The organism is Chromatiaceae bacterium, from assembly GCA_016714645.1.
Classification (GTDB): domain Bacteria; phylum Pseudomonadota; class Gammaproteobacteria; order Chromatiales; family Chromatiaceae; genus M0108.
The window spans coordinates 185,614-206,060 of the sequence record JADKCI010000002.1; the positions used below are offsets into that span (position 1 = coordinate 185,614).

Genomic DNA, 20,447 nt, shown 5'->3' on the forward strand with positions numbered 1-20,447 from the left:
GATGCAGAAGATCATTGATCGGATCAGCCAGGAACTGGCGGCACGCCCGGAGCAGGTAGCCGCCGCCGTCCGTCTGCTCGACGAGGGCGCTACGGTACCCTTCATCGCCCGCTATCGCAAGGAGGTCACCGGCGGCCTGGATGACATCCAGTTGCGCCTGCTGGAGGAGCGCCTGAGCTATCTGCGGGAACTGGAAGAGCGGCGCGACCTGGTCCTGAGGAGCATCGAGGAACAGGGCAAGCTGAGCGCCGAACTCCAGGGCGAGATCCTGGCGGCGGACACCAAGCAGCGCCTGGAGGATCTCTATCTGCCCTTCAAGCCCAAGCGCCGCACCAAGGCTCAGATCGCCCGGGAGGCGGGGCTGGAGCCCCTGGCCCTGGGCCTGCTGGAGGACCCCAGCCAGAACCCGGAGGCCCGGGCGGCGGGCTTCATCGACGCCGCCAAGGGGGTGGCTGATACCGCAGTGGCCCTGGAAGGGGCCCGCCAGATCCTCATGGAGCGCTTCGCCGAGGACGCGGAACTCACGGGCCGGTTGCGGACGGGCCTCTGGGAGCAGGGCCAACTGCGCGCAACCCTCATCCCGGGTAAGGAACAGGAGGGCGCCAAGTTCTCGGATTATTTCGACTATGGCGAGGCCCTGGCCAAGATCCCCTCCCATCGCGCCCTCGCCCTGTTTCGCGGTCGCAACCAGGGGGTGCTGGCCTTGGAGCTGATCCCCAGCGCCGGCGAGGACCCGGACGCGGTCTGGATTCAGGCGGTGGCCAACCACTTCGGTATTCGTGACCGGGGCCGGCCGGCGGATGCCTGGCTGCGAGAGACGGCGCGCAAGGCCTGGCGGGTCAAGTTGCTAACGCGCTTGGATCTGGATCTCAAGTCGCGCCTGCTGGAGGCGGCGGAGGAGGAGGCCATCCGCGTCTTCGCCCGCAATCTCTCCGCCCTCCTGCTGGCGGCCCCCGCCGGCCGGCTGCCCACCCTGGGCCTGGATCCGGGCCTGCGCACCGGGGTCAAGGTGGCGGTGGTGGACGGCACCGGACGGGTGGCGGCCACGGACACCCTCTATCCCCATGTGCCCCGCAACCAGTGGGATCAGTCCATCGCCCGCCTCGCCGTCCTGGCCAAGGCCCATGGCGTCAAGCTCATTAGCATCGGCAATGGCACCGCCTCCCGGGAGACGGACCGCCTGGCGCGGGATCTCATTAAACGCCACCCGGACTTGGGTCTGCGCTCTCTGGTGGTGAGCGAGGCCGGGGCCTCGGTCTATTCCGCCTCGGAGTATGGGTCCCGCGAGTTGCCTGACATGGACGTCTCCCTGCGCGGGGCCGTGTCCATCGCCCGCCGGCTGCAGGACCCGCTGGCGGAACTGGTCAAGATCGAGCCCAAGGCCATCGGTGTCGGCCAGTACCAGCACGACGTCAACCAGTCACGCCTGTCCCGGGCCCTGGAGACGGTGGTGGAGGACTGCGTCAACGCCGTCGGCGTGGACCTGAATACGGCCTCGGTGCCCCTCCTGTCTCAGGTCTCGGGCCTGAGCCGGACCCTGGCGGAGAACATTGTTCGACACCGCGAGGAGCGCGGCGCCTTCCCCAACCGCGCCGCCCTGCGTGCGGTGCCACGGCTGGGGGACAAGACCTTTCAGCTCTGCGCCGGCTTCCTGCGCGTCCCGGACGGGACCGAGCCCCTGGACGCCTCCGCCGTGCACCCCGAGGCCTATCCCGTGGTGCGCCGCATCCTGACCCAGGCCGGCAAGGGCATCCGCGAGCTTATCGGCGACGTGGCGACCCTGCGCCGCCTCAATCCGGCGACCCTGACGGACGACCAGTTCGGTCTGCCCACGGTCAAGGACATCCTGGCGGAACTGGAGAAGCCGGGCCGGGACCCGCGCCCGGAATTCAAGGCGGCGGAGTTTAGGGAGGGGGTCGAGACCCTGGATGATCTCAAGGAGGGCATGGTGCTGGAGGGCACGGTGACCAACGTCACCAATTTCGGTGCCTTCGTCGATATCGGCGTCCACCAGGATGGGTTGGTGCACATCTCGGCCCTGGCGGACCGCTTCGTCAAGGACCCCCACGAGGTGGTCAAGACGGGGGATCTGGTGAAGGTCAAGGTGATGGAGGTGGATACACCCCGGAAGCGGATCGCCCTTACCCTGCGGCTGGGAGACGAGCCGGGGGCCAGGACCGCCACTCCGGAAATGCGCGGTGGGTCCGATGCCCGGTCCCGGCCTGGCACCAGCCCCCGTACCGACGCCAGAGCCGAGCGGGCAGCGCCCCATCGCAAATTAAGCCCCGAGCCGGCATCCGGACCAGCGGCAACTGCCCCCGGGGGGGCTATGGCCAGTGCCTTCTCCCAGGCCCGGGATGGCCTGAAACGCCGCTGAAGCGAGGTGTAAAGGGAGGGGAGCCGGGAAGGGGGCCTCAGGCCGCCTTTTGGGTCTCCTCCTGGGCCTCCAGGCTGCGCATCAGGGGATAGAGGTGCTCCGTCTCGCGCTGAATGCGGTCCAGGACCAGGTCGAACATATGATTGGTATCCTCGACGAAGGTCTGATAATCCTTGATACGCAGTTCGCAGAGGCGCTCGACGGCATACTGCTTGAGGTAGGCGGCGAAGATGCGCTTGATTTCTGATGAGCCAGCCAGGAAGCGATCGGCGCTATTGCGCATCGTCTGGCTCTCATGGGTCAGCAGCCGGCGGCAGAAGTCCCGGTCCACCTTCTCCATGTGATTACGGACCAGCTTTACATAGTCAAAAAAAATGCACTGCGCGATCTTGGTGTCGCACATGAGGCGATCCTGGATGAGATAGCGGAAGACATTATTTTTCTCGGTAATCTCATGAATCTCTTCGTGCAGTGTCGTAAAGGTGGCCATGGCGTGAATTCCTGTGGGAGCGAGCCAGGTAGCAGGTGGCACCAGGGTGACTGGCTTGGGTGGTCATGCGTTTCTGGATGCCCGCCACCGGGCGATCGAAGCGATCTGGGCGGCGGGCAAGAATGGAAAGTTTAGCCCACCCGGCGGGGTCATGCCATGAGTTTGGAGCCCAGGGATTTGACTCACCTCAAGGCGTCCGCGCGCCCCGGGGTTTGTCATGTTTCCGTTTAAGTCCAAGATAAGAGCCAGGCGATGCGAAGGGGGGCGACATGATGGATAAATCCGGTAATGGGCGGGGCAGGAGCACCCAAGGGGATTTCGGGCCGGGAGGGGTCGGGATGGCCTTGGGCCGCTACCTGGATAAGATGCGCGGCCGGACCCTGGAAGGGCCGCCTCCCGTGCCCCTGAGCGAGGTCCTCTGGTCCTGGCTGGGCGCCTGCGGTGGTATCGGCGTCCTGTCCTTCATCAATCAGGCATTCCTGCCCAGTGGCGACAATCTGCTCCTGATTGGCTCCTTCGGTGCCTCGGCCGTGCTCGTCTATGGCGCCCCTCGGGCACCCCTATCCCAGCCCCGCAACCTGGTCGGGGGACATATTCTCTCCGCCACCATCGGCGTCATCTGCTTCCAGGCCCTGGGCTTTCTGCCCTGGCTCGCGGCACCCCTGGCCGTGGCCACCGCTATCGCGGTCATGCACCTGACTCGCACCCTTCACCCGCCGGGGGGCGCCACCGCCCTCATCGCCGTTGCCGGTTCGGACCAGATCCACGCCCTGGGATTCCTTTATATCCTCATGCCCGTCGGCGTCGGCGCCCTGGTGCTGCTCCTGGTCGGGCTCCTGGTGAACAACCTCCCCCGCCAACGTCAGTACCCGGAACACTGGCGCTAAGCCGCGCCACCCGGGGTGCCAAGGGCCTCACTTGCCCGCGGTTACCCTGGTGCCGAAGCCGGCGGCCCCCGCCCGGGAGGCCATTGACCAGTGGCGGCCGGAAAAAGCTTGCTGTTATACTGTCAAGGTAGCCTGACACATGAGATAGTGAAGTGGACATGACACCACCCTTGCCGCGGGGCACTCCGAGGCCTACCGACCGACCCGCTCCCCACGCCGTCATTATCGGCAGTGGCTTCGGTGGCCTGGCGGCGGCGATCCGGCTGGGGGCGCGCGGCTACCAGGTCACGGTCCTGGAGCGGCTCGACGCAGCGGGCGGCCGAGCCTACGTTTTTCACCAGGACGGTTTCACTTTCGACGCCGGGCCGACCATTGTTACCGCGCCCTTTGTGCTGGAAGAACTCTGGAGCCTGTGCGGCAAGCGCTTCGCCGACGATGTCGATCTGAGGTCTATGTCGCCCTTCTATCGTATCCGCTTCGACGATGGCGACATCTTCGACTACAGCGGCGACCCGGATCAGGTGCGCGCCGAGATAGCCCGCTTTGCTCCCGGTGACGAGGCGGGTTACGACCGCTACATGCAAGAGAGCGAGGCCATCTACCGGGTCGGCTTTGAACAGCTCGGCCATGTCCCCTTTAATACCGTATGGGACATGGCGCGGATCGCTCCGGACATGGTCCGGCTGGGCAGCTACCGCAGTGTCTACGGACTGGTTTCTAAACATATCAAGGATCCGCGCCTGCGCATGGTCCTCTCCTTTCATCCCCTGCTGGTCGGCGGTAATCCCTTTACGGTCACCTCCATCTATGCGTTGATCTCCTTTCTGGAGCGGCGCTGGGGTGTCCACTCCGCCATGGGCGGCACCGGCAGCCTGGTGCGCGGCCTGGTGGGGCTGATCGAAGGGCAGGGGGGGCGGATTCGCTGCGGCGCCGAGGTGAGCGAGATCACCGTCGAGGGCGGTCGGGCGACGGGTGTCCGACTCTCTTCCGGCGAGCGGATTCCCGCGGATATCGTGGTCTCCAACGCCGATGCCGCCTGGACTTACCGCCATCTGGTTCCCGCTGGGGTCCGGCGCCGCTGGACCGATCGGCGCCTTGATCGCGCCCGTTACTCCAACGGCCTCTTTGTCTGGTATTTCGGTACCCGCAAACGCTATCCGGAGGTGCCCCATCACTCGATCCTGCTTGGTCCCCGCTATCGCGGTCTGATCGACGACATCTTCAAGCATAAGCGTCTCGCCACGGATTTCAGCCTCTACCTGCACCGCCCTACGGCGACCGATCCCTCGCTGGCGCCGGAGGGTTGCGATACCTTCTATGCCCTCTCCCCGGTGCCTCATCTGGGTAGTGGCACGGATTGGGCTCAGGCGGCGGAGCCTTATCGGGCCGCCATCGCCCGTTATCTCAGCGAGAGCGTCCTGCCGGACCTGGAGGCGCAGGTGATAAGCTCTCGTGTCGCGACCCCAAGGGACTTTCAGGACCGCCTCCTGTCCTACCGGGGGGCCGGTTTCAGCCTTGAGCCAGCGCTGTCCCAGAGCGCCTGGTTCCGCCCCCACAATCGCAGTGAAGACATTGATCGCCTCTATCTCGTGGGCGCCGGCACCCATCCCGGGGCCGGTCTCCCTGGGGTCATCTCCTCCGCCCGCGTACTCGACATGGTGGTTCCCGATGCATCAGACCTGGCTTGATCCCGCTCTCGCGACACCCGAGGACCTGGCCGCCTGCCGGTCCCTGCTCTGCGGCGGCTCCCGCTCCTTTTATGCCGCCTCTTTCCTGCTCCCGCGCCGCCTGCACGAGCCCGCCACGGCCCTCTATGCCTTCTGCCGGGTGGCGGATGACGAGATCGACATGGACGGTGGGCATAAGGACGCGCTCGGCCGGCTGACGGGGCGCCTGGACCGCATTTACGCACGTCGCCCGGACCCTATTGCCGCGGATCGCGCCCTGGCGGCCGTGGTGGCGCATTACGATATGCCGCGTACCCTCTTGGATGCCCTGCTGGAGGGCTTCGCCTGGGATGCGGAGGGGCGGCGCTATGCCGACCTGAGCGCCATCTATGCCTACTCGGCCCGCGTGGCCGGCAGTGTAGGGGCCATGATGGCGGTGCTGATGGGGGTGCGCTCCACGGAGGCGGTCGGTCGCGCCTGTGACCTCGGCGTGGCCATGCAGCTCACCAATATCGCCCGGGACGTCGGTGAGGACGCCCGTAACGGGCGCCTCTATCTCCCCGAGGAATGGCTGCGGGAGGAGGGTGTTGAACCTGACGCCTGGCTCGCGAATCCGGTCTTCTCTCCGGCCATTGGCCGGGTGGTCCGACGCCTCCTGCGGGCGGCGGATGTCCTCTATGCCCAAGGGGACGTCGGTATCGCGGGTCTGCCTTTTAGCTGTCGTCCCGGCATTTACGCCGCGCGCTTCATCTATGCCGAGATCGGGCGCGAACTGGAACGGCTGGGGTGCGACTCAGTGCGGCAGCGGGCGGTGGTCCCCGGTGGACGCAAGGCGGCGCTCCTGGCGCGCATCCTGAGATGTTCCATTTTGCCCCGGGGCTGTGAGTCTATTCTCTCCGTTCCCGAGACCGATTTTCTCGTCGAGGCCACGGCCTGGGCGGGGGCCGTGGGGACCTTGCCGGGCCTCCCGCGCACTCACACCCTGTCGGGGCTGTCCCTCGCCCAGATCGAGGCCCGGGCGGTCTGGGTTCTCGATCTGTTCGAACGGCTGGAGCGGCGGGACAGATTGGCAAGGGCGGCGCTGAGCGGGGGGAAGCAGGTCGCCGCGGCCCTGCAGGGCTGAGGCATGGACAAAGGCATGCTGCCCTTGCTGGAGTTGCTGCTGATTGTCGGGGTTGTTTTCGGTTTCGGCTTCTGGCAACTTGCCGCCCTCAAGCGCGACGAGCAGCAGCAGAAGCGGGAGAGCGCCAAACAGCCGAACCACCCGGCGGCGGCGCCGCTTAGCCAAGCCGACGCAAAATCCTCTGATAACCATTAACCAATTGGAGATATCGCTATGAAATCCTATGCATTCCTGGGCGGTGCCGTGATCGGCCTCATTGTCGGCACCGTCCTTGGCTTCTTCTTCCTGCCCACCTTTCTCGCCTAATGCCCGGATCTTAGGACCGGGCGCGGGGCATCCGAAACGGCAGCAGCATCTGGACCCAGGGCTGGCGAAAGCGGTCCAGGGACAGGCTTTCGTGGATAGCCGTGACCTTTTCGCCCCGCAGGCACGAGGCCACCAGGGAGCGGGCGTAGAAGGGGGTATCCTCCAGCGTCTCGATGATGGTGGCGGGGGCCTCGGGGTCCGCGCGGGTGCCCCGGTGGATACGCCAGATCCGGGTCCGCGGTAAAGAGACCCGGCCCGGCGCCTCGAACTCCCTCACCTCCCCATGGCGATCAAAGTGCAGCGCCAGGTTCGCGCCGGTCCCCCCTGCCGTCCCCACGGCTCCGGCTTGCCGCTGGAGATCGACGTGATAGAGCACCGAGGTTCCGTCCAGGGAAGGGGCCCGCGACCAGTCCCAGCCATGGAAGGCCGCCTCCAGCGGTTCGTCCCCCGCGTTAGCGTCGAAGTAGGCGGGTCCCGACCAGTTCAGGGCCGGGCTGCTCATCGCCACTTCCACCCGGGCACAGGGGGCGATGGGGGTCCAGCGGTGGCGGCCCGCGGGGTCCAACGGGGCCTGATAATTGACCAGTGCCTCGGGAAAGAGCCGGATGCGTCCCCGTAGCCGGCTGGGAATGGGCATGGTGACCTCCGCGATGTCGATGGTCAGGACATCCTGGTCCCACCGCAGGGTGCTGGGGCCAATGGCGAGGGAAGAATCATCCCGCGCCAGTGCCGAGCGGGGCCGCTCCGTAAGGCTCCAGCGTTTGCCACCGCGTCCATAGAGGGCAACGTTGAGACCGCAATGGTTCAGAGGGTCGGCGGGCCCCCGCCGTCGCGCCCAGGCGTAATAGGGCGAGAAGACGCTGCCGATCATGGCGATGAGGGTGAGACCCTGGTGGCCGTCGTCGCTCAGGGCATCCAGGTACCACCAGGCGTAGCTCCCCGGGCCTAACGCCGGGTCGAAGCGAGGTCCGCGAGCACGCAGTTGGCCGCCAGTCGCCCGGACAGGGCCGCCATCGGCACCCCCGCTCCCGGATGGACGCTGCCCCCCGCCAGGTAGAGCCCCGGCAGTTTGGTGCGCGTGCCAGGCCGGTTGAAGGACGCCTTCCAGCCATGCGAGGCCTGGCCGTACAGGGCCCCCCCGGTCGCCGGAAAGAGCCGGTGAAAATCCGTTGGGGAGGTGATGCGGCAGGTCTCGGGGTTCAGGCGAATCCGCAGACCACAGCGTTCCAGGAGGTGGAAGGCGTGATTCTGGCATTGCTCGATCTCCGGGGGACTAAAGGAATGAATGTCGCCGATGGCGGGGGCATTGACCAGGCAGAGCAGGCGCTCTGGACCCGCGGGGGGCGGGCCATCCTGGCCTGCGCGGTCCTGGGCGCAGATATAGACGGTGGGCCCCGTCGGCAGTCGGGCGTCGCGGAAGATGGCGTTGAATTCACCTGGGTAGTCCCGGGAGAAGAAGACCGAGTGGCGTAGGAGGGGAAAGCCCTGGGTCTCGGCCACCAGGTTCCAGGTCAAGGCCGAGAGGGAGCGCTCCGTCCCCGGGGCCGGGGGGGCGAGGCCACGGACTGCCTCGCCGAGCAGGCCCTGGTGGAGGGCGGCCACGTCCACATTGGTTACCACGGCGCCCGCTTCCAGATGCTCCCCGGTCGTAAGCCGGACACCGCGCACGCCCTGGCGGTGGGTGATGATCTCGGCGACCTCGGTTTGATAGCGGAAGGTCACCCCCTTCGCCTCGGCCAGCCGGGCGATGGCCGCCGCGGTCTGGTGCATGCCGCCTTCCACCGTCCAGACCCCTTCCTGCTCGACGTGGGCGATGAGCATGAGGGTGGCGGGGGCCAGGAAGGGCGAGGAGCCGCTATAGGTGGCGTAGCGCCCGAAGAGTTGACGCAGCCTGGGGTCCTTGAAGTGGCCACCGAGGGCCCCCCAGAGGGTCTCGAAGGGCCGGATATTCCAGAGCCGCCGGGCACCGAAGGGTCCGATCCGGCCCGCCAGGCTCAAGGGTGTGGGTCGCGAAGCGCGGATGAAGGGTTGCTCCAGGGTCTCGTAAATATTCCGGGCGGCTTTATGGAACCCGAGATAGCGGCGCGCCTCGGCGGCACCAGCGAAGTCCCCGATGGCCTCCGCGGAGCGCTGGGCGTCGGCGAACAGATCGAGACGCCCCCCCGTGTCCCAGGCGTGGCGGGCAATGATCTCCAGGGGGAGCAGTTTCAGGTGGGCGTCGAGGCGGGTGCCCGCGTCCGCGAAGAGGTCCTCGAAGACCCAGCGCATGGTGAAGACGGTGGGTCCGGCGTCGATGTACCGGCCTCCGACCTCCAGCTCCCGCATCTTGCCCCCGGGCCGCGAGGCGCGCTCAATGACGGTTACCGCCACGCCCCGGCTGGCCAGCAGCACGGCGGCGGCCAGCCCGGCCATTCCGGCCCCGATAATAAGGACAGCACCCTTTGACATGGGCCGTCGCCTCCGGCGATTAATAAATTGACGGCTGGAAAGTGTAAGTCTATCTTAACATGCTTGAATGTCATGGGTGGTTTACACCCGGATGGCCATCCGCATAATAATTGACCATGAGCGTTACCACCAGAATCGATCAGGCCTTGCAGGCGGCGGTGACCCAAGCGACCCTTGGCGGCTGTCCACCGCGGTTGGCGGAGGCGCTGCGTTACAGCCTCTTCCCGGGAGGGGCGCGCGTCCGGCCCCGTCTCTGTCTGGCGGTGGCGGCGGCTAGCGGGGACGAGGCTCCGGAGCTGGCCGATGCGGCCGCGGCCGCCATCGAATTGCTCCACTGCGCCTCCCTGGTCCACGACGATCTGCCCTGCTTCGACGATTCGCCCCTGCGGCGCGGCAAGCCTTCGGTGCATCACGCCTTTGGCGAGCGCCTGGCGGTACTGGTGGGGGACGCCATGATCGTGCTCGCCTTCCAGACCCTGGCGCGCGGGGCGGTGGCCATGCCCGAGCGGCTGGTGCCCCTGCTGCTGACTGTCGGCGACGCCGTTGGCATGCCCCGCGGCATCGCCGCCGGCCAGGCCTGGGAATGCGAGCCGCGCGTGGCCCTCTCTGATTATCACAACGCCAAGACCGGGGCCCTGTTCGTCGCGGCCTGCGTCGCCGGCGCCCAGGCGGCAGGGGCTGATCCCGCGCCCTGGCGGCGGGTGGGCGAGTGCTTGGGCGAGGCTTATCAGGTGGCCGACGACCTGCGGGATGCCGTCTGTGACGTGGACGAACTGGGCAAGCCTGTCCAGCGTGATGCCGTACTCGGCCGTCCCAGCGCCGTGGAGGAGCTTGGCGTCGCGGGCGCCGTTCAACGGCTGCAGGACCTGGTGGCCCAAGCCGGGGCCAACGTTCCCCCGTGCCCGGGCGGGGAGGGACTCAAGGCCCTCATTGCCGGGGAGGCCACGCGCATCTTGCCCAAGGAACTGGTCGGAAGCGCGGCCTGAGATGTCCAGGGTTCTGGAGGATTGAATAGTGACAGGTCATTTAACGCCCCCTGGGTGGTTCACCAGCCCGCGTGAGCGCTGGCTCGACCTGCGTAATCGCCTGCTCGCCAGCCCCGCCTTTCAGCGCTGGGCGGTGGATTTTCCCCTGACGCGGCCCATCGCCCAACGGCGGGCCCGGGCTCTATTCGATGTCACCGCCGGCTTCGTCTATTCCCAGGTCCTGTTCGCCTGTGTGCGGCTGGAACTCTTCCCCCTCCTGGCCCAGTGCCCCCTCTCCCTGACCGATCTGGCCAGCCGCCTGGGGCTGCCGGAGCCCGCCGCCAGAAGATTGCTGGAGGCCGCCGCGACCCTGGGTCTGGTGGACCCCCGCTCCGAGGGCCGTTATGGCTTGGGTCCCCAAGGGGCTGCCCTGCTGGGCAACCCCGGCATCGCGGCCATGGTCGAACACCATGCCATGCTCTACGCGGATCTGGCGGACCCGATCGCCCTGTTGCGCGGCGAACAGCGTCGTACCGATCTCGGGGCCTACTGGTCCTATGCGGGTGCCGATCAGCCCGCGTGTCTGACGGAGGAGCGCGTCGCGGACTACACCACCCTCATGGCCAGCTCCCAGTCCCTGATCGCTGGCGATGTCCTGGATGCCTACCCCCTCAAGCGCCATGCCTGCCTCCTTGACGTCGGCGGCGGGGATGGCGCCTTTACCTCCGCCGTGGCGGCGCGCTGGCCACATTTGCGCCTCATGCTCTTTGATCTGCCGCCCGTGGCGGCTCGGGCCGAGGCCCGCTTCGCGCGGGAAGGGCTGGCCCATCGGGCCCAGGCCCATGGCGGGGATGTGATGAATGACCCCCTGCCCCGCGGGGCGGATATCGTCAGTCTGGTCCGGGTGATCCATGACCATAACGACGATGCGGTGCTGCGCATTCTGACCGCCGCGCGCCAAGCTCTCCCCCTCGGGGGAACCCTGATGCTGGCGGAGCCCATGTCCGGAACCCCTGGGGCCGAGCCCATTGGTGAGGCCTATTTCGGCTTCTACCTGCTGGCCATGGGGAGCGGACGGCCGCGTACCCCGGCGGAACTGGAGGGGCTGCTGGGCCGCGCTGGCTTCTCGCGGATACGGCTGGTGCCGACGCGGCGACCCATGCTGACCCGCCTCATGACCGCCGAGGCCGTCTGAAGTTGTAAATCACGCTTGACACTTATTGTAGTCAAGTTAAACTGACATGAACGCGTTTCGCCTGGGCTGAAACGCCATCTCTATCCCGAGCGAGATCACTGGTGAATTTCGATACCTTGGCCGTCGTCCTTGATCAGCCCGAGCAACTTCAGCTCAAGCGGCTCGATCTCTCTCCCCCGGGAGAGGAGGATGTCGTGGTTGACGTCGAATGGAGCGGCATTAGCACGGGTACCGAGCGCCTGCTTTGGTCGGGCCTCATGCCGCAATTCCCGGGTATGGGCTACCCCCTGGTCCCCGGTTATGAATCCGTCGGCAGAGTGGCCTCGGCCGGGAAGCTGTCCGGAATCCCGGTGGGTGAGCGCGTCTTCGTCCCTGGGGCGCGCTGCTTCGGCGAGGTCCGGGGCCTCTTTGGGGGCGCCGCGGCGCACTTGGTGGTGCCGGGATCGCGCGTTGTCGCGGTGGATGAGCGTCTGGAAGAGAAGGCGATCCTCATGGCCCTGGCCGCGACCGCCTACCATGCCTTGGCCACCCCGGGGGCCCGGCGCCCCGATCTGGTGGTCGGTCATGGGGTTCTGGGTCGCCTCTTGGCGCGGATTGCCATCGCGGACGGTGGCGAGCCCCCGATGGTCTGGGAGAAGAATCCCGAGCGGACCAGCGGCGCCTTGGGTTATGAGGTGCTCTCGCCCCAGGATGACCCCCGCCAGGACTATCGCGCCATCTATGATGTCAGCGGCGACGCCCATATCCTTGACAGCCTGATCGCCCGGCTGGCGGCCGGTGGTGAAATCATACTCGCCGGTTTCTACAGTGCCCCGGTCGCCTTCAGCTTTCCCCCCGCCTTCATGCGCGAGGCCCGCCTGCGGGTCGCAGCGGAGTGGCGGGAGCCCGATCTCGAGGCCGTCAAGACCCTGATCGACGCTGGCCGTCTGTCCCTGGACGGCCTGATCACGCACCGCCGGAAGGCGACCGATGCGGAAGCGGCCTACCGCACCGCCTTCACGGACCCGAGTTGCCTCAAGATGATCCTGGACTGGAGGGGTCTCGCATGAGCCCGGCGAGCGTACCCCTGGCCTCTATCACCGCGCGGCCCGCGGCCGACGAGCCCTTCTCCGTCGCGGAGGCGGGTGGCTTGAGCAGCGGGGGTGGCACGGGCAAGCGTGCTCAGATCATCGCTATCTACGGCAAGGGCGGCATTGGCAAGAGCTTCACCCTGGCCAACCTCTCCTACATGCTGGCCCAGCAGGGCCGGAAGGTTCTGCTCCTCGGCTGCGACCCCAAGAGCGATACCACCACCCTTCTGTTCGGTGGGCGCGCCTGTCCGACCATCCTGGCGACCTCGGCCAGCAAGAAGGCGGCCGGCGAGCAGGTACACATTGGTGACGTCTGCTTCAAGCGGGACGGGGTCTTCGCAATGGAATTGGGCGGGCCCGATGTTGGGCGCGGTTGCGGTGGGCGCGGCATCATCCATGGCTTTGAACTCCTGGAGCGGCTCGGCTTCCACGACTGGGACTTCGATTACGTCCTGCTCGACTTTCTCGGCGACGTCGTCTGCGGGGGCTTCGGCCTGCCGATTGCCCGCGACCTGTGCCAGAAGGTCGTCGTCGTTGGCTCCAACGATTTGCAATCCCTCTATGTGGCCAACAATGTCTGCTCGGCGGTGGAGTACTTCCGCCGACTGGGGGGCAATGTCGGTGTCGCCGGCATGGTCATCAACAAGGACGACGGCACGGGCGAGGCACGGCAATTCGCCGAGGCCGTGGGTATTCCCGTCCTGGCCACCATCCCCGCCAACGACGAGATTCGTCGCCTGAGCGCCAGTTACCAGATCGTGGGGCGTCCGGGCGATACCTGGGCCCCCCTGTTCGAGCAGTTGGCGGACAATCTGGCCGAGGCTCCCCCCCTCCACCCCAGGCCTCTCGGTCAGGACGAACTCCTGGCGCTCTTCAGCGGCCGGAATACGGGGGTCAGCGTGGTCATGGAGCCAGCGACCCCCAGCGATATGTGCGGCAAGGTGGCCGTCGCCAAGCCTTCTCTGGAGGTCATCTACGACGAGTCCTGAAGGGCCTCGCCGAGACATACCAAGATGACCTCCCAGCCTCATCTACCAAAGGCCGTTTTCAGAACCGCGGAAGCCCTTGCGGGTGGTAGCGGACCGCTTGAGTCGGCGGCGCTGCCTGGGCTGAAACCGGGCCGCGCGACCGGGACTCCGGCGGTCAAGGCGAATACTCTGATGCCTCGGGGGCCCCATGGTCAGCCCCAAACCATGTGCCCCGCCTTTGGCGCCCTGCGGGTGGGGTTGCGGATGCGCCGCACGGCTACGGTGCTCTGTGGTTCGGCCTGCTGTGTCTACGGGCTCAGCTTCACGGGCCACTTTTATGGCGCGCGCCGTTCGGTTGGTTACGTGCCCTTTGATTCCGAGTCCCTGGCCACGGGTCAGATCTTCGAGGATGTCAAGGCGGCGGTCTTTGAATTGGCCAATCCGGATCTCCACGATGCGGTCGTGGTCATCAATCTCTGTGTCCCCACCGCCTCCGGGGTGCCTTTGCGCCTGCTGCCACGCCAAATTCGCGGCGTGCGCATCATTGGTCTGGACGTCCCCGGATTCGGGGTGCCGACCCATGCGGAGGCCAAGGACCTGTTGGCGGGCGCCATGCTCGCCTATGCCCGGGCCGAGGCGGAAATGGGACCGGTCCAGGCCCCTCGGGGTGGCCGCGGCGCCCTGCCCACGGTGACCCTGGTGGGCGAGATGTTCCCCGCCGACCCGGTCGGCATCGGCATGTTGCTGGAGCCCCTGGGCCTGGCGGCGGGTCCCACGGTGCCCACTCGCGAGTGGCGGGAACTCTATGCCGCCCTGGATTGCGCCGCCGCCGCCGTCCTTCACCCCCAATACACCAACGTCGCCGCCGAGATGCAGGCTGCGGGTCGCGCCGTGATCGGCTCGGCCCCGGTGGGGCGCGAGGGCACCGCCGCTTGGATCGATGCCGTCGCCCAAGCCTGCGGCATCGCGCGGGACCAGGCTGACGCCGCCAAAAACCGGGTGCTACCGGCCATCTCCGGCGCCCTGGCGCAATGCCCGATCAAGGGTCGTATCACCCTGTCCGGCTACGAGGGGTCCGAACTCATTGTCGGGCGGCTGCTGGTCGAGAGCGGGGCGGACCTGCGCTATGTGGGAACCGCTTGCGGTCGTACCCCCTGGTCGGCAGCGGATTGCGACTGGCTTGAGGCCAAGGGTGTGACGGTGTGCTATCGCGCCACCCTGGAGCAGGATCTGGCGGCGGTCGCGGAGTTTCAACCGGCTCTGGCCATCGGTACGACCCCCGTCGTCCAGCAGGCCAAGGAATGGACCATCCCCGCCCTCTACTTTACGAATCTGATCTCGGCCCGGCCCCTCATGGGCCCTGCGGGGGCTGGCTCCCTGGCGCAGGTCGTCAATGCCGCCATGGCCAGCAAGGGGCGCTTCACGGCGATGCGTGACTTCTTCGCGCCTGAGTTGGGAAGCTCGGTAGCGGCGGCCGTCGCCGCATCCCCTGGCGCGCTGTCAAGCCGGACGGGAGGGGCGGTCTCGTGCTAATCCGCGATCTCGATCGGGCTGGAGGCTACTGGGGTGCCGTCTACGTCTTCAGTGCCATTGACGGGCTACAGGTCATCATCGACGGGCCCGTCGGTTGCGAAAACCTCCCGGTGACGGCCGTCCTGCACTATACGGACGCCTTGCCACCCCGGGAGCGGCCCATCGTGGTCACCGGCCTCGGCGAGGAAGAACTCGGCCAGACCGGCACCGAACAGGCCCTGCATCGCGCCTACGCCAGCCTGGATCAATCCCTGCCGGCGGTGGTGGTCACGGGCTCCATCGCCGAGATGATTGGCGGGGGCGTGGTGCCCGATGATGGGAAGATCAGGCGCTTCCTGCCGCGCACCATCGACGAGGACCAGTGGCAGACCGCCGATCGGGCGATGTCCTGGCTCTGGAACGAGTTTGGGGCCCAGGCTGGCCGCGGTGCCAGGCGGGCGCGGCCAACCCGGGGCGCCGGCCGGCCGCGCGTGAACCTGATCGGACCCAGCTACGGTTGCTTCAATAGCTGGTCGGACGTCGCCGAGATCCGCCGCCTGGTCGAGGGCATCGGCGCCGAGATCAATCTGGCCTTCCCTCTGGGCACGCACCTGTCCGAGATCCCGCGTCTGGCGGATGCCGAGGCCAACATCTGTCTCTATCGTGAATTCGGGCGCACCCTCTGCGAGGCCCTGGATCGGCCCTATCTCCAGGCCCCCATGGGGCTCCACGGCACCACCCGCTTCCTGCGTGCCCTCGGTGAGGTGCTGGGACTCGACCCCGAACCCTTCATCGAGCACGAGAAAAAGACGACCCTCAGGCCGGTCTGGGATCTGTGGCGTTCGGTCACCCAGGACTTTTTCGCCACGGCCAGTTTTGCCGTCGTGGCGGGCGAGACCTATGCGCGAGGGCTATGCCGCTTCCTGGGTGATGAGATGGGCTTGCCCTGTACCTTCGCCTTTACCCGCCGCCCGGGCGAAAAGACCGATAACGATGCGGTGCGGATCGCGACGCGGGAGCGGGCGCCCCTGATTCTGTTCGGCAGTTACAACGAGCGCATGTATCTGGCGGAGGCAGGCGCGCGCACCGCCTATATCCCCGCCTCCTTCCCGGGAACCTTGATCCGGCGCCACACGGGTACGCCCTTCATGGGCTACGGTGGGGCAACCTATCTGGTGCAGGAAGTCTGCAACGCCCTGTACGACGCCCTGTTCCACATCCTGCCCCTCGGAACTGAACTGGATAAGGTGGATGCGACCCCGTCCAGGCTTCACGAGGAGCTGCCCTGGGACCCGGATGCCAAGTCGCTGCTGGACGATTTGGTCCAAAGCCAGCCGATGCTGATTCGGATCTCGGCGGCCCAGCGGTTGCGCGAGGCCGTGGAGCGGGGGGCCAGGACGGCGGGTGAGCGACGCGTGACGGTGGAGCGGGTGGCGATGTCCTCCGATACCCTGGGATGGACTTCCTAGAGCAAGGGGCGCGGGGAGTAGCGGAATTATTCCGTCTTGCCGTGAGGGGGGATGGGGCTATTTGGGTCTAGCGCCTGGCTATGTCAGGGGGCCCGGGGCCATGACGTATGGCGTCGTGGCGATCCTGGCCACGCGGATTGAGCGTGGCAACGACAGCATGGTCATTCTGAGATCGGGAGAAAACATTATGAGCGAAGTAAAAACGAGTCTTTCCGGGCTGACGGATAATGAGGCGAAGGAGTTCCATGGCGTATTCGTGTCCAGCTTCCTCGCGTTTACGGCGGTAGCGGCGATAGCCCACATCCTCGTTTATATGTGGCGCCCCTGGTTCTGAAAAACGGCTGAATCCATCAATACTTTCATTAATATGGGGAGCAACAAATGATAAATGCGCTCACAAGCAGAATGTACCAGATCTGGTTGATCTTCGATCCGCGCCTCGTGCTGGTGGGATTGGGCGCTTTCCTGATCTTCCTGGCCGTGGTGATACACACCCTCCTGCTTAGTACGGACCGGTTCAACTGGCTTGAAGGCGTTGGAACCAAGGGCGCCCCCACCGCCGTCCATTACGTGGCGCCGCCGGCCAAGTAGTTTCATCGGCGAGGGTAGCGAGCGAGGCAGTCACCAGCCGCCACGCCTATTTCGTTGTCCGGGCCGTTAATAGGAGGCAGCTCGTCTGGCGCCTCCCGATCAGAGGGTTAAACCATGGCCATGTTAAGTTTTGAAAGAAAATACCGCGTTCGCGGAGGAACGCTGATCGGGGGAGATCTTTTTGACTTCTGGGTGGGGCCTTTTTATGTCGGCTTCTTCGGAGTCACGGCGATCTTCTTCGCACTGCTGGGCACGCTACTGATGATCTGGGGCGCGGCTCTGGGGCCGACCTGGAACCTCTGGCAGATCAACATCACACCCCCGGATCTCAGCTATGGTCTGGGGTTGGCGCCGCTCAGGGAAGGAGGACTCTGGCAAATCATTACCATCTGCGCCATTGGCGCCTTCGTCTCCTGGGCCCTGCGTCAGGTTGAGATTTGTCGCAAACTTGGCATGGGCTATCACGTACCCTTTGCCTTCAGCGTAGCGATATTTGCCTATGTGACCCTGGTCGTCATTCGCCCCGTTCTGTTAGGCGCCTGGGGCCACGGCTTCCCTTATGGCATCATCAGCCATCTCGATTGGGTATCCAATGTTGGGTATCAATTCCTGCATTTCCATTACAACCCGGCGCATATGCTCGCCATTACCTTCTTCTTCACGACGACCCTGGCCCTGTCGATGCATGGCTCCCTGATCCTTTCGGTCACGAATCCACGCGAAGGTGAGCCGGTTAAGACCGCCGAGCACGAGAATACCTTCTTCCGGGACGAAGTGGGCTATTCGATCGGGGCTTTGGGCATCCATCGGCTGGGTCTTTTCCTCGCCCTGTCAGCCGCCTTCTGGAGCGCCATCTGTATCGTGCTCAGCGGTCCATTCTGGACGAGAGGCTGGCCCGAGTGGTGGAACTGGTGGCTCAATCTGCCGATCTGGGCTTAATACGGGGTTATTGTCATGGCTGAATATCAAAATATTTTTACGCAGATCCAAGTTCGCGCCCCAGCACATGCCGGTCCGCCCCTGGTTGGGGGACATTGGGCACGGCAGGGTGGGCCCTTCTTCAATTACTGGGCAGGTAAGATTGGCGATGCTCAGATAGGTCCTGTTTATCTGGGCGCCACGGGGGTTTTCTCTCTGGTCTTTGGCTTCATCGCCTTTGAAATAATTGGACTCAATATGTGGGCCTCGGTTGACTGGAGCCCCATCGAGTTCATTCGCCAACTGCCGTGGCTGGCATTGGAGCCGCCACCCCCTCAGTATGGTTTGAGCATCCCGCCGTTACATGATGGTGGTTGGTGGCTGATGGCGGGCTTCTTCCTGACGGCTTCCATCATTCTCTGGTGGATCAGGACCTATCGGCGCGCTATCGCCCTGGGGATCGGTACTCACATGGCGTGGGCCTTTGCCGCAGCGATCTGGCTCTATCTGGTGTTGGGCTTTATTCGCCCGGTCCTGATGGGCAGTTGGGCGGAGGCGGTGCCATTTGGTATCTTCCCGCATCTGGATTGGACCGCAGCCTTCTCCATACGCTATGGCAACCTCTTTTATAATCCCTTCCACATGCTGTCCATTGCCTTCCTCTATGGTTCCACTCTGCTCTTCGCCATGCATGGGGCCACGATTCTGGCGGTGAGCCGCTTTGGTGGCGACCGCGAGATCGACCAGGTTGTCGATCGTGGTACCGCCTCGGAAAGAGCGGCCCTCTTCTGGCGCTGGACCATGGGCTTCAATGCCACCATGGAGTCGATCCATCGTTGGGCCTGGTGGTTCGCCGTACTGACGGTTATCACGGGCGGAATCGGTATCCTTTTGACCGGAACGGTCGTCGATAACTGGTATCTCTGGGGAGTGAAGCACGGTACCGCGCCAGCCTATCCGCTGGTGCCGCACGCCTTGCCGGATCCCGCCTTGCTGCCGGGAGGTGCGCAATGAACCGAGCTCATTTTTCTCGCAGGACCCTGCCTCTTGCCGTCGCCGGAGCCGCCTTGGTCGGTCTCGCTGGTTGCGAGCGGCCACCGCAGGAAACAGTGCAACTGGGTTATAACGGCCTAGGCATGGAAGCGGTGGTCAATCCGCGCCTTCTGGCGGCCAAGGTGGCGGAGAACATCCCCCCCGAGCCGGAGCCGCCCGCCGCGGTCATTCCCGCCAAGGCGTCGGAGATTTACCAAAACGTCCAGGTTCTCGGCGATCTGAGTATCACTGAATTCAACCGGCTCATGCTGGCCATCTCCAAGTGGATAGCCGCCGACCTGCCCGAGGCGGAAAGGTGTAATTACTGTCATTCCACGGAAAATCGTGCCCTGGATGACAAGTACACCAAGATCGTCGCCAGGAACATGCTCAAGATGACCCTGGATACCAATTCGAAATGGAAGACGCATGTCGCCGAGACCGGGGTCACCTGTTACACCTGCCATCGGGGCAAGCCTATTCCGGCAAATGTCTGGACCACGGATCCCGGTCCCGGACATCCGGATATGAATATGGCTTCGGGTCAGAACATCGGATCGGCGACGGTGGCTTACACCTCCTTGCCTTATGATCCGCTGACGCCCTTCCTGTTGCAGGACTATGATATAAACGTCATTCCGAAGGATGCCTTGCCCCCTGGGGAGCCAACCAGTCGCAAGTCCATCAAGCAGGCGGAATGGACCTATGGTCTGATGATGTATACCTCCGACTCCCTGGGAGTCAATTGCACCTTCTGCCATAACAGCCGTTCCTTCTTTGACTGGGATCAGAGTACACAGCAGCGGACTACGGCCTGGTATGCGATTCGTCATGTGCGTGACATCAATAATGACTATATTTTGCCATTGAAGGATGTTTTGCCAGACAATCGCAAAGGGATACTGGGGGATCCCCTCAAGGTGGGGTGTGCGACCTGTCATCAGGGCGCTTATAAGCCCCTCTTTGGCGCAAGCATGTTGAAGGATTACCCTGAATTGGCGGGGCCGGCGAATGTCAAGGTAGCGGATGCGCCGAAAGCGGAGGCGGCTCCCGTAATAGCACCGGCACCGGCACCGGTAGCCGCACCGCAACCGGCCACCCTAGCGGCGCCGGTAGCTGCACCGCAACCCGCACCCCTAGTGGCGCCCGTGGCCGTGCCGAAACCGGCACCCGTGGCCGTTCCCCAACAGGCACCGGCACGGGTAGGGGCACCACAACCTGCCCCAAGGGCGGCGGCTCCGGTCGTGGCTCCGGCGCCAGCAGCGGCTCCGGTAATGGTACCTAAACCCGTACCAGCGGCGGCACCGGCTCCGGTTCAGGCACCGAAACCCATGGCGGCACCGGCGGCGGTAGCTCCGGCTCCCGCAGTGGCACTGCCAGTGGCGCCGGCGCCAGCGCGGCATCCGGCTTCGGCCGTCCCGCCGCCCCC

Annotated in this window: 18 protein-coding genes and 1 pseudogene; 16 read left to right on the top strand and 3 right to left on the bottom strand. The window is 65.5% G+C overall.

Annotated features, from left to right (window positions below):
- The first annotated feature begins 1 nt into the window (after nucleotide 1).
- Entirely contained in the window at nucleotides 2-2,377 is a 2,376-nt protein-coding gene (locus tag IPN92_07795; protein MBK8638187.1) for an RNA-binding transcriptional accessory protein, read from the top strand.
- A 37-nt stretch (nucleotides 2,378-2,414) separates the two neighbouring features.
- On the opposite strand, the gene IPN92_07800 is transcribed toward IPN92_07795, so the two are convergent.
- Nucleotides 2,415-2,867, bottom strand: coding sequence for a hypothetical protein (locus IPN92_07800; GenBank protein ID MBK8638188.1), 453 nt, complete (start codon nucleotides 2,865-2,867; stop codon nucleotides 2,415-2,417).
- Between the two features lie 338 nt (nucleotides 2,868-3,205).
- On the opposite strand from IPN92_07800, the gene IPN92_07805 reads away from it, so the two are divergent.
- The 4 genes from IPN92_07805 to IPN92_07820 all read left to right on the top strand — a co-directional run bounded on the left by IPN92_07805 (nucleotide 3,206) and on the right by IPN92_07820 (nucleotide 6,739).
- Entirely contained in the window at nucleotides 3,206-3,754 is a 549-nt protein-coding gene (locus tag IPN92_07805; protein MBK8638189.1) for an HPP family protein, read from the top strand.
- Between the two features lie 158 nt (nucleotides 3,755-3,912).
- On the top strand, nucleotides 3,913-5,442 hold the full coding sequence (locus tag IPN92_07810) for a phytoene desaturase (GenBank protein MBK8638190.1): 1,530 nt from the start codon (nucleotides 3,913-3,915) through the stop codon (nucleotides 5,440-5,442).
- The gene (locus tag IPN92_07815) at nucleotides 5,423-6,544 is read left to right on the top strand and encodes a phytoene/squalene synthase family protein (protein MBK8638191.1); all 1,122 of its coding nucleotides are present in this window, start codon (nucleotides 5,423-5,425) and stop codon (nucleotides 6,542-6,544) included. Before IPN92_07810 ends, IPN92_07815 begins: the two co-directional genes overlap by 20 nt.
- A gap of 3 nt (nucleotides 6,545-6,547) precedes the next feature.
- A complete protein-coding gene (locus tag IPN92_07820; protein ID MBK8638192.1) occupies nucleotides 6,548-6,739 on the top strand; it encodes a hypothetical protein in 192 nt (63 codons plus the stop codon).
- 121 nt (nucleotides 6,740-6,860) lie between these two features.
- On the opposite strand, the gene IPN92_07825 is transcribed toward IPN92_07820, so the two are convergent.
- The gene (locus IPN92_07825) at nucleotides 6,861-7,760 is read right to left on the bottom strand and encodes a carotenoid 1,2-hydratase (protein MBK8638193.1); all 900 of its coding nucleotides are present in this window, start codon (nucleotides 7,758-7,760) and stop codon (nucleotides 6,861-6,863) included.
- Between the two features lie 35 nt (nucleotides 7,761-7,795).
- Nucleotides 7,796-9,298 carry a phytoene desaturase gene (crtI, locus tag IPN92_07830; protein ID MBK8638194.1) on the bottom strand — a complete coding sequence of 501 codons (1,503 nt, stop codon included), beginning with the start codon at nucleotides 9,296-9,298 and terminating at the stop codon, nucleotides 7,796-7,798.
- Between the two features lie 116 nt (nucleotides 9,299-9,414).
- On the opposite strand from crtI, the gene IPN92_07835 reads away from it, so the two are divergent.
- The 11 genes and pseudogenes from IPN92_07835 to IPN92_07885 all read left to right on the top strand — a co-directional run bounded on the left by IPN92_07835 (nucleotide 9,415) and on the right by IPN92_07885 (nucleotide 20,067).
- On the top strand, nucleotides 9,415-10,284 hold the full coding sequence (locus IPN92_07835; GenBank protein MBK8638195.1) for a polyprenyl synthetase family protein: 870 nt from the start codon (nucleotides 9,415-9,417) through the stop codon (nucleotides 10,282-10,284).
- Nucleotides 10,285-10,312: 28 nt separating this feature from the next.
- Nucleotides 10,313-11,458: a methyltransferase gene (locus IPN92_07840; protein MBK8638196.1), complete on the top strand. Its 1,146-nt coding sequence runs from the start codon at nucleotides 10,313-10,315 to the stop codon at nucleotides 11,456-11,458.
- 101 nt (nucleotides 11,459-11,559) lie between these two features.
- On the top strand, nucleotides 11,560-12,507 hold the full coding sequence (gene bchC / locus IPN92_07845; GenBank protein MBK8638197.1) for a chlorophyll synthesis pathway protein BchC: 948 nt from the start codon (nucleotides 11,560-11,562) through the stop codon (nucleotides 12,505-12,507).
- The gene (locus IPN92_07850) at nucleotides 12,504-13,517 is read left to right on the top strand and encodes a chlorophyllide a reductase iron protein subunit X (GenBank protein MBK8638198.1); all 1,014 of its coding nucleotides are present in this window, start codon (nucleotides 12,504-12,506) and stop codon (nucleotides 13,515-13,517) included. Before bchC ends, IPN92_07850 begins: the two co-directional genes overlap by 4 nt.
- A 24-nt stretch (nucleotides 13,518-13,541) precedes the next feature.
- A complete protein-coding gene (gene bchY / locus IPN92_07855) occupies nucleotides 13,542-15,029 on the top strand; it encodes a chlorophyllide a reductase subunit Y (protein MBK8638199.1) in 1,488 nt (495 codons plus the stop codon).
- Nucleotides 15,023-16,477, top strand: coding sequence for a chlorophyllide a reductase subunit Z (gene bchZ, locus IPN92_07860; GenBank protein MBK8638200.1), 1,455 nt, complete (start codon nucleotides 15,023-15,025; stop codon nucleotides 16,475-16,477). Before bchY ends, bchZ begins: the two co-directional genes overlap by 7 nt.
- Before the next feature lie 187 nt (nucleotides 16,478-16,664).
- Complete coding sequence (locus tag IPN92_07865) at nucleotides 16,665-16,811, top strand: light-harvesting protein (protein MBK8638201.1); 147 nt, start codon at nucleotides 16,665-16,667, stop codon at nucleotides 16,809-16,811.
- 71 nt (nucleotides 16,812-16,882) lie between these two features.
- Nucleotides 16,883-17,068, top strand: coding sequence for a light-harvesting protein (locus IPN92_07870; protein MBK8638202.1), 186 nt, complete (start codon nucleotides 16,883-16,885; stop codon nucleotides 17,066-17,068).
- 114 nt (nucleotides 17,069-17,182) lie between these two features.
- A complete protein-coding gene (locus tag IPN92_07875; protein MBK8638203.1) occupies nucleotides 17,183-18,007 on the top strand; it encodes a photosynthetic reaction center subunit L in 825 nt (274 codons plus the stop codon).
- A 15-nt stretch (nucleotides 18,008-18,022) separates the two neighbouring features.
- Nucleotides 18,023-19,000, top strand: a complete 978-nt coding sequence (locus IPN92_07880; GenBank protein ID MBK8638204.1) for a photosynthetic reaction center subunit M — start codon at nucleotides 18,023-18,025, stop codon at nucleotides 18,998-19,000.
- A pseudogene (locus tag IPN92_07885) lies at nucleotides 18,997-20,067 on the top strand (photosynthetic reaction center cytochrome c subunit). Before IPN92_07880 ends, IPN92_07885 begins: the two are co-directional and overlap by 4 nt.
- Nucleotides 20,068-20,447 lie beyond the last annotated feature (380 nt).